Here is a 12700-nt window from a genome sequence, read left to right as displayed (position 1 = left end):
CCTGGCGAGAGGCGTCAGGCGGCGGATGAAGACAGGCTGAAAATGGAAGGCATTTCATGGCTGAGAAACTGCTGCACGCATTACCTTTGTTTACCGCCTGGGAGGCGCTGATCGCCGAGGGCAACATGGCGTTTAATCAGCGGCACGATCGCCAGGCGATGGCGCGCTATCAACAGGCGCTGGAGGGGGCTCAGGCGATCATCGCCGAGAAGCCCTGGCTGAATGCGGAATATACCGCCAGATTTGAAGCGCTGAATATTTTCGAGTCTGCCCTTGCCGCGCTGATCGTCACGTTCAACAACATTACCCATCTGCGCCTGCGGCAGAAGCCTCTGCGCGGCGTCGAGCTGCATGTTCATCAGGCCCGAGTCGCTATCGAGCAACTCTTGGCCGATTCGTCGCTGTGCGAACAGATGCAGCAGATCGCCGAACGGCACCTGCTGCGTTTCAGGATTGAAACCCTGCACTTGCTGCGCGAACACCGGTTGCCGGAAACCAGCGTCTGCGCGCCGGCGGCCAACGCTTCCGCTACCTTGCATTAAAAGTGACACACCAATCTGAGGGGCATCTGTAATGAATGAATTGAATGACGAGATGAAGAAGATGCTGGCTAAACAGCTGCCTGTGCAGGCGACCAGCAGCCCGAACGGCGTTCCCGATATAGGCCCCAAGCGCTCTTTGCGCCTCTATGATGACCGTACGCTGATTTACAACGAAAATACCGGTGGCCAAACGCTGAAAAACATCAAGGCCGGCTCGAAAATGGCCGTTGTGGTCATCGATCGCGAGGCGCTGGACGGTTACCGCTTCGTTGGCACGCCCGAACTGTTTCTGGCGGGCAAGCCGTTTGACGATGCGTTGACGTTTGCGGAAAAAAACGGAATGAAGCCGCCGAAGTACGCGGTGTTAATTCATATAGACAGTATTTATACCCTGCGCTCCGGCCCGAATGCCGGGACCCAGCTCTAGACGCCGGCCGTCATGCGGCGTGAGACATCACGTTCATGGTTAGGCCATCGCGACGAGTCAATTGCCTAACCATGAACGGGCGGCCGGGTTGATGCCCGGTCAGCTTTTGGGATGGATCGCGACGGTCATGCGTTCACCCACCAGAGTAATCGCAATGCCTTCCGCACACTCTTTCTGAATGGCCGCCAGTTGTTGAGCCTCCAGCGCATAAGGCAACTGAATATCAAACACCGCCAGGCCCTGCTGCTGCGCCAGGTCAATCAGGCGCACGATGTTGGTTTCATCGCTGACCTGCGTCGACACCACCTGCAGCGCCAACTCTTTTAACTGCTCTTTGCGCGTTTGTGAGGTGGTCACGCGCGATTTCAACACCATGCCGAAGATCGGCATCACACCATAAATAGCATCAACAAAGCGCCAGTGCTTCCTGCACGATGCGGACAGAAAATCCATATAGTCGAAACAGATTTTCTCACTGCGCGCGATGGATGCAAGGTGATTGCTGTTCATCCCCTCATTCCTCTCATGGCCAGTGTTAACCCGTGGTCTTTCAAGCCGCCGCCGGGGGCAACCTGAAATGCATTGGGGATCTTATATCCAGAAATGGATAATCATGCGAAGCTTTAACGACTTTCCGCCGTATGATGGCATAATTCCCCTATTGTTTGCCAGTCTGTCCAGGAGCTTTAATCAATGGAACACCACAACTCCGCCCCGGTGCTGATTACCGGCGGCGCACGGCGCATAGGGCTGGCGCTCGCCAGAGCGTTTCTCCAGCGCGGCGTTCCGGTCATCATCGCCTACCGCAGCGAATATCCGGCGATGGCCGAGTTGAAAGCCTTGGGCGCCTGCTGCATTCAGGGCGATTTTTCCACCCATGAAGGCATTTATCGTTTCGCCGATCAGGTGCGGCAGGCCGCGCCCAAGCTGCGCGCGGTGATCCACAACGCCAGCGCCTGGCAGGCGGAGTCACCGGAGGTGCCGCCGGAACAGGTCATGGCGGCAATGCTGCAAATTCACGTCTACACGCCCTATTTGCTCAATCAACTGCTCGAGTCCTGCCTGACCGGCCAGGGCCAGGCCGGCGCCGACATTATCCATCTGACCGACTATGTGGTGGAAAAAGGCAGCGACAAGCATATCGCCTACGCCGCCAGCAAAGCCGCGCTGGACAACATGACCCGGTCGTTCGCCCGCAAATTGGCGCCCGAAGTCAAAGTCAACGCCATCGCGCCGGCGCTGATCATCTTCAATCCGGGCGACGACGAAGCTTATCGTCGGCAGGCGCTGGCGAAGTCGCTGATGAAGGTCGCGCCGGGCGAGAGCGAAGTGGTCAATCTGGTGAACTACCTGCTGGAGAGCCGCTACGTCACCGGCCGCACCCACGGCGTCGACGGCGGGCGGCCGCTGCGCTGACGCAAAGATCCGCTTGGCGCAACCTCGCGGGCCGCGCTATGCTGAAATCCGCTTTTCTTATTAAAACACGGGCATATGCATAAAATTGTTTTTGTGGAAGACGATCCTGAAGTCGGCAAACTGATCGCCGCCTATCTGGGCAAACACGATATCGAGGTGCTGATCGAACCGCGCGGCGACAGCGCGCAAGCGCGCATCGAGCGCGAGCAACCCGATCTGGTGCTGCTGGACATCATGTTGCCCGGCAAAGACGGCATGACGCTGTGCCGCGATCTGCGCCCCACCTTCCCCGGCCCGATCGTGCTGCTGACCTCGCTCGACAGCGACATGAACCATATCCTGTCGCTGGAGATGGGCGCCAACGACTATATCCTGAAAACCACGCCGCCGGCGGTGTTGCTGGCGCGCCTGCGTTTGCATCTGCGTCAACACAGCCAGCAGCCGAAAGAAGAGTCGGCTCAGCCGCTTACCCAGCATAACGCGCTGCATTTCGGGCTGCTGTGCATCGATCCGGTCAACCGTCAGGTTACGCTGGGCGAGGAAACCATCACCCTGTCCACCTCGGATTTCGATCTGCTGTGGGAGCTGGCGACCCACGCCGGGCAGATCATGGATCGCGAGGCGCTGCTGCAAAACCTGCGCGGCGTGAGCTACGACGGCATGGACCGCAGCATCGACGTGGCGATCTCCCGCCTGCGCCGCAAACTGTACGACAACGCGCTGGAGCCTTTCCGTATCAAGACGGTGCGCAACAAGGGCTATCTGTTCGCCCCTAACGCCTGGGCATCGGTGCAACAATGAGAAAACTTTTCGTCCAGTTCTTCCTGTTGCTGTTCGTCTGTTTTCTGGTGATGGCGATGCTGGTCGGCCTGGTGTACAAGGTGACCGCCGAGCGCGCCGGCCGCCAGTCGATGGACGATTTGATGAAAAGCTCGCTGTACCTGATGCGCAGCGAGCTGCGCGAAATCCCGCTGAAGGACTGGAACAAGACTATCGCCACGCTGGATCTCAATCTGTCGTTCAAGCTTCATATCGAACCGCTCGGCAAACAGGAACTGAGCGAGGATCTGAAAAAGCGGCTGCGGCTGGGTGAAATCATCGCCCTCGACGATCAGTACACCTTTATGCAACGCATTCCGCGCAGCCACTATGTGTTGGTGGTCGGCCCCATTCCTTATCTGTTCTATCTGCACCAGATGCGTCTGCTGGATCTGGTGTTGCTGGTGTTTATCGGCATGTCGCTGGCGCTGCCGGTGTTTCTGTGGATGCGGCCGCACTGGCAAGACCTGCTCAAACTGGAAAACGCCGCCCAGCGGCTCGGCGCCGGGCATCTGGATGAACGCACCCACTTCGATCCCACTTCCAGCCTGAGCCGGCTCGGCGTGGCGTTCAACCAGATGGCCGACAACGTCAACACCCTGATCGCCAGCAAGAAACAGCTGATCGACGGCATCGCCCACGAGCTGCGCACGCCGCTGGTGCGCCTGCGCTATCGGCTCGAGATGAGCGATAACCTGTCCGAAGGCGAGCAGCAGGCGCTGAACCGCGATATCGGCCAACTGGAGTCGCTGATCGACGAGCTGCTGACCTATGCCCGCCTGGATCGGCCGCAGGTTGCGCTAAACATTGAACCCATCGATCTGCCAAAGTGGCTGGAGGACAAGGTCGATGATATCCGCCTTATCCATCAGGAACGCGACATCCAGCTCGACATCCCGCACGTCGGCGACTTCGGCGGCGTCGATCTGCGCCTGATGGAGCGCGTACTCGATAACCTGGTCAACAACGCGCTGCGCTATTCCGAGCAGCGCCTGCGCGTTGGGTTGTGGTTCGACGGCGATCTCGCCTGTTTGCAGGTCGAGGACGACGGGCCGGGTATCCCGCCGGAAGAGCGCGAGCGGGTGTTCGAGCCTTTCGTTCGCCTCGATCCCAGCCGCGATCGCGCCACCGGCGGCTGCGGGCTGGGGCTGGCCATCGTCCATTCCATCGCCGTCGCCTACCAGGGACAGGTGTTCGTCGAAGGCAGTTCGCTCGGCGGCGCCAGCTTCCGTTTCTGCTGGCCGGTGAAGCCGACATTCAGTTTAAAAGCCGATCTGGCGTAATACCGCCGGACCCTTCTCATTGGAGCCGAATAATAATGACATCTGCACCTTCCAACACGTCTGCTTACGATCACCTGCGCGCGCTTTTTAGCCGGCTGTCGCGTTTCGGCCACCTGTCCGCCATCGCCGGTTGGGACATGCAAACCATGATGCCGCCGGGCGGCAGCAAGGCGCGCTCCGAAGCCCTGGCCGAATTGAGCGTGCTGCAGCACCAGATTTTAACGGCACAAAGCACCGGCGCGCTGTTGGATCGCGCGCAGCAAGAGACGCTGGACGAGATCGACCGCGCCAACCTGCGCGAAATGCTCCGCCAGTATGAAGACGCGGTGCTGCTGCCGGCGTCGCTGGTCGAAGCCAAATCGCTGGCCGGCGCCCGCTGTGAACACGCCTGGCGCGCCCAGCGCCCGGCCAACGACTGGGATGGCTTCGCGGAGAATCTGCGCGACGTGGTCAAACTCAGCCGGGAAGAGGCGCAGATCCGCGCGCAGGCGGCCGGCACCAGCCGTTACGATGCCCTGCTCAACCTGTATGAGCCGGGCATGCGCAGCAGCGATCTCGATCGCATCTTCGGCGATTTGAAAACCTGGCTGCCGGATTTGCTGCAGCGCGTGGTGGCCAAACAGGCCAATGAACCCTGCCTGGCGCCTCAGGGCCCGTTCAATGTGGACACCCAGCGCCAGCTGAGCCTGAGCGTGATGAAGCTGCTCGGTTTCAACTTCGACAACGGCCGCGTCGACGTCAGCGCCCACCCGTTCTGCGGCGGCGTGCCGGAGGATGTGCGCATCACCACGCGTTACAACGAGAAAGAGTTCCTGACCGCGCTGCTCGGGATCGTACACGAGACTGGCCACGCCCGTTACGAACAGAACCTGCCGCGCGATCTGCTTGGCCAACCGGTCGCCCTGGCACGCTCCACCGCCATCCACGAATCGCAGAGCCTGCTGTTCGAAATGCAGCTGGCGCGCGGCAATGAATTCCTGAAAATCTTGCGTCCGCTGGTTACCGCGCAGTTTGGCGAACAGCCGGCGCTGGAAGAAGCCAACTTCATTCGCCTCAACCAGCGGGTGAAACCGGGCCTGATCCGCGTCGACGCCGACGAGGTGAGCTATCCTGCCCACGTCATCCTGCGCTACGAAATTGAAAAAGCGCTGATCGAAGGCGAGATCGAAGTGGAGGACATTCCGGCGCTGTGGAATGAAAAGATGCACGCTTACCTGGGCCTCGATACCATCGGCAACTACCGCAACGGTTGCATGCAGGATATCCACTGGACCGACGGCGCCTTCGGCTACTTCCCGACTTATACTCTCGGCGCGATGTACGCCGCGCAGCTGTTCCACAGCGTGCGTCAGGCCCTGCCTTCGCTGAACGAGGACATCGCCGCCGGCAATCTGCAGCCGTTGTTCCACTGGTTGCAGCATAACATCTGGCGCCACGGCAGCCGTTTCCCGACCGACACGCTGATCGCCAATGCAACCGGTGAAGCGCTCAATCCGCGCTACTTCCGCCAGCATTTGGAAAACCGCTACCTGTAATCTCTCCCCGTGCGCGGCCACGGCCGCGCCCTTTTTCCCCTGCTTGACCTAATAATGCTACATAGCGCGCTTTCCTTGCCGGCAACGCCTTGGCTACAGGGTGGCGGGTTGCTACTCACCAATAGTATGTTGTAACTAAAATCATAAACAGCAGCGCCCCTATCTGTCTCTCATCCCAGCGCATGACGGGCGATCATCGTCACCAATTGTGGTCTCAACGCGGCGGGCAGATCATGCCCCATGCCCGGCATAATCTGCAATCTGGCGTTGGCGACGGCTCGAGCGATCGCCACCCCGCCGGCCTTGCGCACCAGCCGATCGCGATCGCCGTGAATCACCAGCGTCGGCGCGGCGATGCGCCGACTGTAACGCCGCAGATCGCCGCTGCCGAGCAGCGCGGAAAGTTGCCGCTGCATGCCCTCCGGATCCACGCCCCGCTTCAGCAATCGCTTCACCAGGACATCCAGCTCCGCCTCCTCCGGCGGATAAGTCGCGGTGCCAAGCGCGCGCAGAAAGGCCTTCATCCCTTCCTGGCGCTGCTGCAGCGTCATATCGGCGGCAGGCCGGCGCACCAGCAACCACAGCAGCGAAGGCGCCGGCGGCGGTAACAGCGGTTGATTGGTGCTGGAAAACAAGATGCATAACGAGGCGACTCGCTGCGGGTATTCGGCGGCCAACACCTGGGCGATCATCCCCCCCATCGAGGCGCCAAGGACATGAGCCTGAGGAATGCGTAAATGATCGAGCAGATGCGCTGCGTCCGTCGCCATATCCGCCAGGGTATAAGGCACCGGCGTTTGCCAGCCGAGCTGAGCACGCAACATCAACAGCCACAGCGGCGTCTTGCGCTGCGCCCGCGTTTTACCGGAAAGGCCGACGTCGCGGTTGTCGTAGCGGATCACCCGAAATCCCTTGGCGACCAGAGCGCGGCAGAAATCGTCAGGCCACAGCAAAAGCTGCGCGCCGATGCCCATGATTAACAACAGCGGCGGATGCGCCTCATCGCCCCAGTCTTCATAGGCCAGCGGCACCTCACCCTGTTCCGTCACGCCACAACGAACCGTTATCTCGTTCATTTTAAATCCCTTTTATCGAGCCTGACGGTCATTATAGCAGCAATCCCTCCTGCCGCCGCCGCCCTGTACATTAGGTTACAAGCCGAAACCAATCACTCACGGAAAGCCAGACGCCGTTTGCCTACTATCATCTCAACGGCCCCGCAGTGGGGTTGATACCCAAAAGTCATGTTGAGGATTCTGCGATGAAAAAAGTATTAGCTCTGGTTGTTGCCGCTGCAATGGGTCTGTCTTCCGTGGCTTTCGCTGCCGAGGCTGCCACCACTACCGCACCTGCGGCTACCGCAACCACCGCCACCGCTGCGCCGGCTAAAGCTCAGGTGAAACACCACGGCAAGAAAGCCCCGGTACAGAAAGCTCAGGCGGCCAAAAAGCATCACAAGAAAGCCGGCAAAAAAGCCCCGGCGCAAAAAGCCCAGGCGGCTAAAAAGCACCACAAGAAAGCCAGCCACAAAAAAGCGTAATGTCGTGAGGTTCCCCTCACCGCTTCAGGCTTGACGTGCACGACACCCGGTTCACCGGGTGTTTTTTCATCCGGGGGGTTCTCATTGATGCTGCGCCGCTACCTGTTCGAGATCATTCTGACCGCCCTGATCCTCTGTGGACTGATCGCCGTCTTTTTTTATCTGTAGCCTGTCGCCTCGCCGGCGGGAAATTATTGAAAAATCAGTTATTGCCCATCCACATGGCTGCTAAATCAGTCTATAGTTAGCATTCAGTGTGTTTATGGATGATCCGTATTTGTCAGGCAAGAGATCTATGCGCATATCCGTTTTACTGTTGCTGTGCTCACTCCCGCTCATCGCCTCCCAGGCGGCACGCGCCGACGGCCCGTCCAAGGCCGAGCAAACGCGTCTGTTTTTCGGCAAAGATGAACGAATCAAGGTCACGGATACCGCCGCCCAGCCGTGGCAAGCCATCGGCCAGGTCGAAACCGCCAGCGGCAATCTGTGTACCGCCACGCTGATCTCCCCACACCTGGCGCTGACCGCCGGCCATTGCGTGCTGGCGCCGCCGGGACAATTGGATAAAGCCGTCGCCCTGCGCTTCGTGGCGGGCGATAAATCATGGCAGTATCAAACCGACAATATTGAAACCCTGGTCGACAGCAAACTGGGCAAAAAGCTGAAAGCGGACGGCGACGGCTGGATCGTGCCGCCCGCCGCCGCCGCTTATGACTTTGCGCTGATCCGGCTGAAAGACAAAACGCCGCTGCCGATCGCCCCGCTGCCGCTGTGGCAAGGCGACAGCAAGGCGTTGACTCAGGCCCTGAAACAGGCCAAACGGCTGATCACCCAGGCGGGCTACCCGGAGGACCATCTTGATGACCTCTACAGCCACCAAAACTGCAAGGTGACCGGCTGGGCCCAGCAAGGGGTGCTGTCGCACCAGTGTGATACCCTGCCCGGCGACAGCGGCTCACCGCTGCTGCTGAAAACCGCCGACGGCTGGCAGCTGATCGCCATCCAGAGTTCGGCGCCGGCGGCGAAAGATCGTTACCGCGCCGATAACCGCGCTCTGGCGGTGCCCGGCATCCGCGAGGCGCTGGACGCCCTGGCGGCAGGCAAGTAGCTCTCGCAACGGCGCATCAAGCGCCGTTGCTGTTTCTCTGTTCCCTGAATTTCAACTTGCGCTGCGCCGGCCGTTTGCCGGCCGGCGCGCCTGAGCTTAGCCCGAAAGCTGTTCGATGGTTTGCAGAATGCGCTTGTCGGAGATCGGGTAAGGTGTGCCCAATTGCTGCGCGAACAGGCTGACGCGCAGTTCTTCAATCATCCAGCGCACCGCTTTCACCTCTTCCTCCTGCTGTCGCTTCGGCGGCAGCTTGTTCAGCCACTGCTGCCACGCCTGCTGCACCTGCTCCACCCGCAGCATCTGCGCGCGATCGCGGTGCGGATCGATAGCCAGTTTCTCCAATCGGCGTTCGATCGCCTGCAGGTAGCGCAGCGTGTCCGGCAGCCGTTTCCATCCGTTGCCGGTGACGAAGCCGCGGTAGACCAGCCCGCCGAGCTGGGTCTTGATGTCCGACAGCGCCAGCGCCAACGACATGTCCACCCGGCCTTTCAGCCGTTTGTTGATGTTGAAGACCGCCGTCAGGATCTGTTCAACCTGCTTGGCCACCTCAACGACCGTGTCGTTCAGCTCGGCGCGGATCTGCTCCTGCAACCGTGCAAAATCTTCCTCCTGCCAAACCAGGCCGCCGTGTTCGGCGATCAGTTTGTCAATGCCGCACGAAATGCAGTCGTCGATCAGCTCCAGCACCTTGCCGTACGGGTTGAAATAAAGCCCCAGCTTGGCCTTGTTCGGCAGCTTTTCATGCAGATATTTGATCGGCGAAGGAATATTCAACAACAGCAGGCGGCGCGTGCCCTGCCACATCGCCTGTTGCTGTTCGCTTTCGCTGTCGAACAGGCGGATCGCCACGCTGTCCTTTTCATCCACCAGCGCCGGATAGGCTTTCATCGAATAGCCGCCGCGCTTCTGCTCGTAGAACGCCGGCAATTGGCCAAAGCTCCAGACATGCAGGTTGCTCTGCTCCAGTCCGTCATCGGCCACCGCCGACAGCGTCTCCTGCACCTTCTCTTTCAACTGCAGGCGCAGGGCGGCCAGATCTTTGCCTTCGCGCAGCGTCTGATTTTTCTCGCCCACCACGCGGAAAGTCATTTTCAGGTGATCGGGCACCTGATCCCACTGCCAGTCATCACGTGACACGGTCACGCCAGTCATGCGCCGCAGCTCGCGCTCCAGCGCGTCCAGCAGCGGCAATTCCAGCGCCGTTACGCGGCCAAGGAACGCTTCGGCGTAGTTCGGCGCCGGCACGAAGTTGCGACGCACCGGTTTCGGCAACGATTTGATCAGCGCGATCACCAGCTCACGGCGGATGCCGGGGATCTGCCATTCGAAGCCCTGCTCCTCCACCTGGTTGAGGATCGGCAGCGGGATGTGCACCGTCACGCCGTCGGCGTCGGTCCCTGGTTCGAACTGATAGCTCAGCCGCAGTTTGAGGTTGCCCTGATACCAGAAGTTCGGGTAATCCAGCGCGCTGATCTTGTTGGCGCCATCCTTGATCAGCATCTCTTTTTCGAAGTTCAGCAGGTCGGGCTGCTGTTTGGCGGCGGTCTTCCACCAGCTGTCGAAATGACGGCCGGACACCACGTCGTTGGGGAGACGGCGATCGTAGAAGCCGAACAGCGTTTCGTCGTCCACCAGAATGTCGCGGCGACGCGATTTATGCTCCAGCTCTTCCACTTCGGCGCGCAGCTTTTGGTTTTCGCGGAAGAAAGCATGGCGCGTCTGCCAGTCGCCCTCCACCAGCGCATGGCGGATAAACAGCTCGCGGCACAGCAGCGGATCGATGGCGCCGTAATTGACCTGGCGCGCCGCGACGATCGGCAGACCGAACAACGTGACCTTTTCGCTGGCCATCACCGCCCCCTGCGACTTCGACCAGTGCGGTTCGCTGTAGCTGTGTTTCACCAGGTGCTGAGCCAGCGGCTCGATCCATTCCGGTTCGATGCGCGCGGCGATGCGCCCCCACAGGCGGCTGGTTTCCACCAGTTCGGCCACCATGGTCCACTTCGGCGGCTTCTTGAACAGGCCGGAGCCGGGGAAGATCGAGAAGCGGGCGTTGCGCGCGCCGGTGTATTCCTGCTTGTCCGCATCCTTCTGGCCGATGTGCGACAACAGGCCGGTCAGCAGCGCGGTGTGGACGCTGCGGTAGTCGGAAGGCGTGCTGTTGATCGGCAGCCCCAGCTCTTTCACCACCTGGCGCAGCTGGGTATAGATATCCTGCCACTCGCGCACCCGCAGGTAGTTGAGAAAATCGTTGCGGCACAGCCGGCGGAACTGGCTGGAGGAGTTCGCCTTTTGCTGCTCCTGCAGATAATCCCACAGGTTGACGAACGCCAGGAAGTCCGAGTCTTTGTCGGCGAAGCGGCGGTGTTTTTCATCCGAGGCCTGCTGCTTGTCCATCGGGCGCTCACGCGGATCCTGAATCGACAGCGCGGCGGTGATGATCATCACCTCACGCACGCTGCCGCTCTTCTGCGCTTCCAGCACCATGCGCGCCAGACGCGGGTCGATCGGCAACTGCGCCAGCTGCCGGCCCTGCGGCGTCAGCTGATAGTGGCCGTTATCGGCGGTGGTGATCGCCCCCAGCTCTTCCAGCAGGCGCACGCCATCTTGAATGTTGCGTTTGTCCGGCGCCTCGACGAACGGAAACGCGGCGATGTCGCCCAGCCCCAGCGAGGTCATCTGCAGAATGACCGACGCCAGGTTGGTGCGCAGAATTTCCGGATCGGTAAACGCCGGCCGCGAGAGGAAATCCTGTTCGGAGTACAGACGGATGCACACCCCCTCCGACACGCGGCCGCAGCGCCCTTTACGCTGATTGGCGGAGGCCTGTGACACCGGCTCGATCGGCAGGCGCTGCACCTTGGTGCGGAAGCTGTAGCGGCTGATGCGCGCGGTGCCCGGATCGATGACGTATTTGATGCCCGGCACCGTCAGCGAGGTTTCCGCCACGTTGGTGGCCAGCACGATGCGGCGGCCGTGGTGCGACTGGAACACCCGATTCTGCTCGCTGTTCGACAGGCGCGCATACAGCGGCAGCACCTCGGTGTGCGGCAAATTGAGGCGGTTCAAAGCGTCGGCGGTATCGCGGATCTCACGCTCGCCGCTCATGAAGATCAGAATGTCGCCCGGCCCTTCGCGCCCAAGCTCATCTACCGCATCGAAAATCGCCTGCAGCTGGTCGCGATCGGTATCGTCGCCGTCGTCGACCACCGGGCGGTAGCGCACCTCCACCGGGTAGGTGCGGCCGGAAACCTCGATGATCGGCGCATTGTTGAAGTGGCGCGAGAAACGCTGCGGATCGATGGTCGCCGAGGTGATGATCACCTTGAGATCCGGGCGCTTCGGCAGCAGTTCGCGCAGGTAACCGAGAATAAAGTCGATATTCAGGCTGCGCTCGTGCGCTTCATCGATGATCAGCGTGTCGTACTGCATCAGCAGGCGATCCTGCTGAATCTCCGCCAGCAAAATGCCGTCGGTCATCAGCTTGACCAGGGTGTTTTCCCCTACCTGATCGTTGAAGCGCACCTTGTAGCCCACGCTGCCGCCGAGCGGGGTTTCCAGCTCGTCGGCGATGCGGTTGGCGACGGTGCGCGCCGCCAGGCGGCGCGGCTGGGTATGGCCGATCAGCCCTTTCACCCCACGCCCCAGCTCCAGACAGATCTTCGGCAACTGGGTGGTTTTCCCCGAGCCGGTCTCCCCGGCGACGATCACCACCTGGTGGTCGCGGACAGCGTTTAAGATGTCCTGCTTTTTCTGGCTGACCGGCAGGCTTTCCGGATAGGTAATGCGCGGGCAAGACGCGGCGCGCGCCTGCACTTTTTGCCGCGCCGTCGCGATGTCGCTTTCCACTTCGGCGGCGACCGCCAGCTGGGCATCGGGATTTTTGATTTTTCGTGCGCCCTGCAGGCGACGACGCAGGCGTTGTTGATCGCGGAGCATCAGCTCGCCCAGTTGGGCCGGCAGTGCCTCGAGCGGAGATTTCACGTTCGGTGTTCCTTGTTTCATCGTGGCCAAGACCAGGCTTAGCAAC

12 protein-coding genes are annotated in these 12700 nt (G+C 60.7%); 9 read left to right on the top strand and 3 right to left on the bottom strand.

All coding sequences use genetic code 11. From position 1 onward, the window contains the following. The first annotated feature begins 56 nt into the window (after nucleotides 1-56). Nucleotides 57-542, top strand: a complete 486-nt coding sequence (locus J0X03_RS11075; protein ID WP_069100966.1) for a hypothetical protein — start codon at nucleotides 57-59, stop codon at nucleotides 540-542. Nucleotides 543-573: 31 nt separating this feature from the next. Then, entirely contained in the window at nucleotides 574-969 is a 396-nt protein-coding gene (locus J0X03_RS11070) for a pyridoxamine 5'-phosphate oxidase family protein (protein ID WP_033643210.1), read from the top strand. A 99-nt stretch (nucleotides 970-1068) separates the two neighbouring features. Here J0X03_RS11070 and J0X03_RS11065 read toward each other — a convergent pair whose 3' ends face one another. Next, nucleotides 1069-1479 carry a hypothetical protein gene (locus J0X03_RS11065; RefSeq protein ID WP_069100967.1) on the bottom strand — a complete coding sequence of 137 codons (411 nt, stop codon included), beginning with the start codon at nucleotides 1477-1479 and terminating at the stop codon, nucleotides 1069-1071. A gap of 183 nt (nucleotides 1480-1662) precedes the next feature. Here J0X03_RS11065 and folM point away from each other — a divergent pair, with 183 nt between their 5' ends. The 4 genes from folM to J0X03_RS11045 all read left to right on the top strand — a co-directional run bounded on the left by folM (nucleotide 1663) and on the right by J0X03_RS11045 (nucleotide 6022). Further along, complete coding sequence (gene folM / locus J0X03_RS11060) at nucleotides 1663-2385, top strand: dihydromonapterin reductase (protein WP_033643212.1); 723 nt, start codon at nucleotides 1663-1665, stop codon at nucleotides 2383-2385. A gap of 75 nt (nucleotides 2386-2460) precedes the next feature. Then, the gene (gene rstA, locus J0X03_RS11055) at nucleotides 2461-3186 is read left to right on the top strand and encodes a two-component system response regulator RstA (protein WP_042784624.1); all 726 of its coding nucleotides are present in this window, start codon (nucleotides 2461-2463) and stop codon (nucleotides 3184-3186) included. Beyond that, nucleotides 3183-4487 (top strand): two-component system sensor histidine kinase RstB, encoded by a 1305-nt coding sequence (gene rstB, locus J0X03_RS11050; protein WP_033643213.1) that lies wholly within the window; start codon nucleotides 3183-3185, stop codon nucleotides 4485-4487. Before rstA ends, rstB begins: the two co-directional genes overlap by 4 nt. Nucleotides 4488-4522: 35 nt before the next feature. Further along, nucleotides 4523-6022 (top strand): carboxypeptidase M32, encoded by a 1500-nt coding sequence (locus J0X03_RS11045; protein WP_069100969.1) that lies wholly within the window; start codon nucleotides 4523-4525, stop codon nucleotides 6020-6022. Between the two features lie 170 nt (nucleotides 6023-6192). On the opposite strand, the gene J0X03_RS11040 is transcribed toward J0X03_RS11045, so the two are convergent. Then, the gene (locus J0X03_RS11040; protein ID WP_033643215.1) at nucleotides 6193-7098 is read right to left on the bottom strand and encodes an alpha/beta fold hydrolase; all 906 of its coding nucleotides are present in this window, start codon (nucleotides 7096-7098) and stop codon (nucleotides 6193-6195) included. Between the two features lie 185 nt (nucleotides 7099-7283). Between J0X03_RS11040 and asr the strand changes: the two genes are divergently transcribed. The 3 genes from asr (at nucleotide 7284) to J0X03_RS11030 (ending at nucleotide 8670) form a co-directional block, all read left to right on the top strand. Beyond that, on the top strand, nucleotides 7284-7562 hold the full coding sequence (asr, locus tag J0X03_RS11035) for an acid resistance repetitive basic protein Asr (RefSeq protein ID WP_033643216.1): 279 nt from the start codon (nucleotides 7284-7286) through the stop codon (nucleotides 7560-7562). Nucleotides 7563-7649: 87 nt separating this feature from the next. Beyond that, the gene (gene ydgU / locus J0X03_RS24365) at nucleotides 7650-7730 is read left to right on the top strand and encodes a small membrane protein YdgU (protein ID WP_456301727.1); all 81 of its coding nucleotides are present in this window, start codon (nucleotides 7650-7652) and stop codon (nucleotides 7728-7730) included. A gap of 127 nt (nucleotides 7731-7857) precedes the next feature. Next, entirely contained in the window at nucleotides 7858-8670 is an 813-nt protein-coding gene (locus J0X03_RS11030; RefSeq protein WP_046687125.1) for a trypsin-like serine peptidase, read from the top strand. A 96-nt stretch (nucleotides 8671-8766) separates the two neighbouring features. Here J0X03_RS11030 and hrpA read toward each other — a convergent pair whose 3' ends face one another. Further along, nucleotides 8767-12654, bottom strand: a complete 3888-nt coding sequence (gene hrpA, locus J0X03_RS11025) for an ATP-dependent RNA helicase HrpA (protein WP_129993702.1) — start codon at nucleotides 12652-12654, stop codon at nucleotides 8767-8769. Nucleotides 12655-12700 lie beyond the last annotated feature (46 nt).

The organism is Serratia ureilytica, from assembly GCF_017309605.1.
Lineage (GTDB): Bacteria > Pseudomonadota > Gammaproteobacteria > Enterobacterales > Enterobacteriaceae > Serratia > Serratia ureilytica.
The sequence above is the reverse complement of the archived record's forward strand: the minus strand, read 5'-3'. Positions and strand labels throughout refer to the sequence as shown.

Excerpts from the sequence above, each read along its gene's own strand:
- J0X03_RS11075 (WP_069100966.1), top strand. The coding sequence starts at position 57 with ATGGCTGAGAAACTGCTGCACGCATTACCTTTGTTTACCGCCTGGGAG.
- J0X03_RS11070 (WP_033643210.1), top strand. The coding sequence starts at position 574 with ATGAATGAATTGAATGACGAGATGAAGAAGATGCTGGCTAAACAGCTG.
- J0X03_RS11065 (WP_069100967.1), bottom strand. The coding sequence starts at position 1,479 with ATGAACAGCAATCACCTTGCATCCATCGCGCGCAGTGAGAAAATCTGT.
- folM (WP_033643212.1), top strand. The coding sequence starts at position 1,663 with ATGGAACACCACAACTCCGCCCCGGTGCTGATTACCGGCGGCGCACGG.
- rstA (WP_042784624.1), top strand. The coding sequence starts at position 2,461 with ATGCATAAAATTGTTTTTGTGGAAGACGATCCTGAAGTCGGCAAACTG.
- rstB (WP_033643213.1), top strand. The coding sequence starts at position 3,183 with ATGAGAAAACTTTTCGTCCAGTTCTTCCTGTTGCTGTTCGTCTGTTTT.
- J0X03_RS11045 (WP_069100969.1), top strand. The coding sequence starts at position 4,523 with ATGACATCTGCACCTTCCAACACGTCTGCTTACGATCACCTGCGCGCG.
- J0X03_RS11040 (WP_033643215.1), bottom strand. The coding sequence starts at position 7,098 with ATGAACGAGATAACGGTTCGTTGTGGCGTGACGGAACAGGGTGAGGTG.
- asr (WP_033643216.1), top strand. The coding sequence starts at position 7,284 with ATGAAAAAAGTATTAGCTCTGGTTGTTGCCGCTGCAATGGGTCTGTCT.
- ydgU (WP_456301727.1), top strand. The coding sequence starts at position 7,650 with ATGCTGCGCCGCTACCTGTTCGAGATCATTCTGACCGCCCTGATCCTC.
- J0X03_RS11030 (WP_046687125.1), top strand. The coding sequence starts at position 7,858 with ATGCGCATATCCGTTTTACTGTTGCTGTGCTCACTCCCGCTCATCGCC.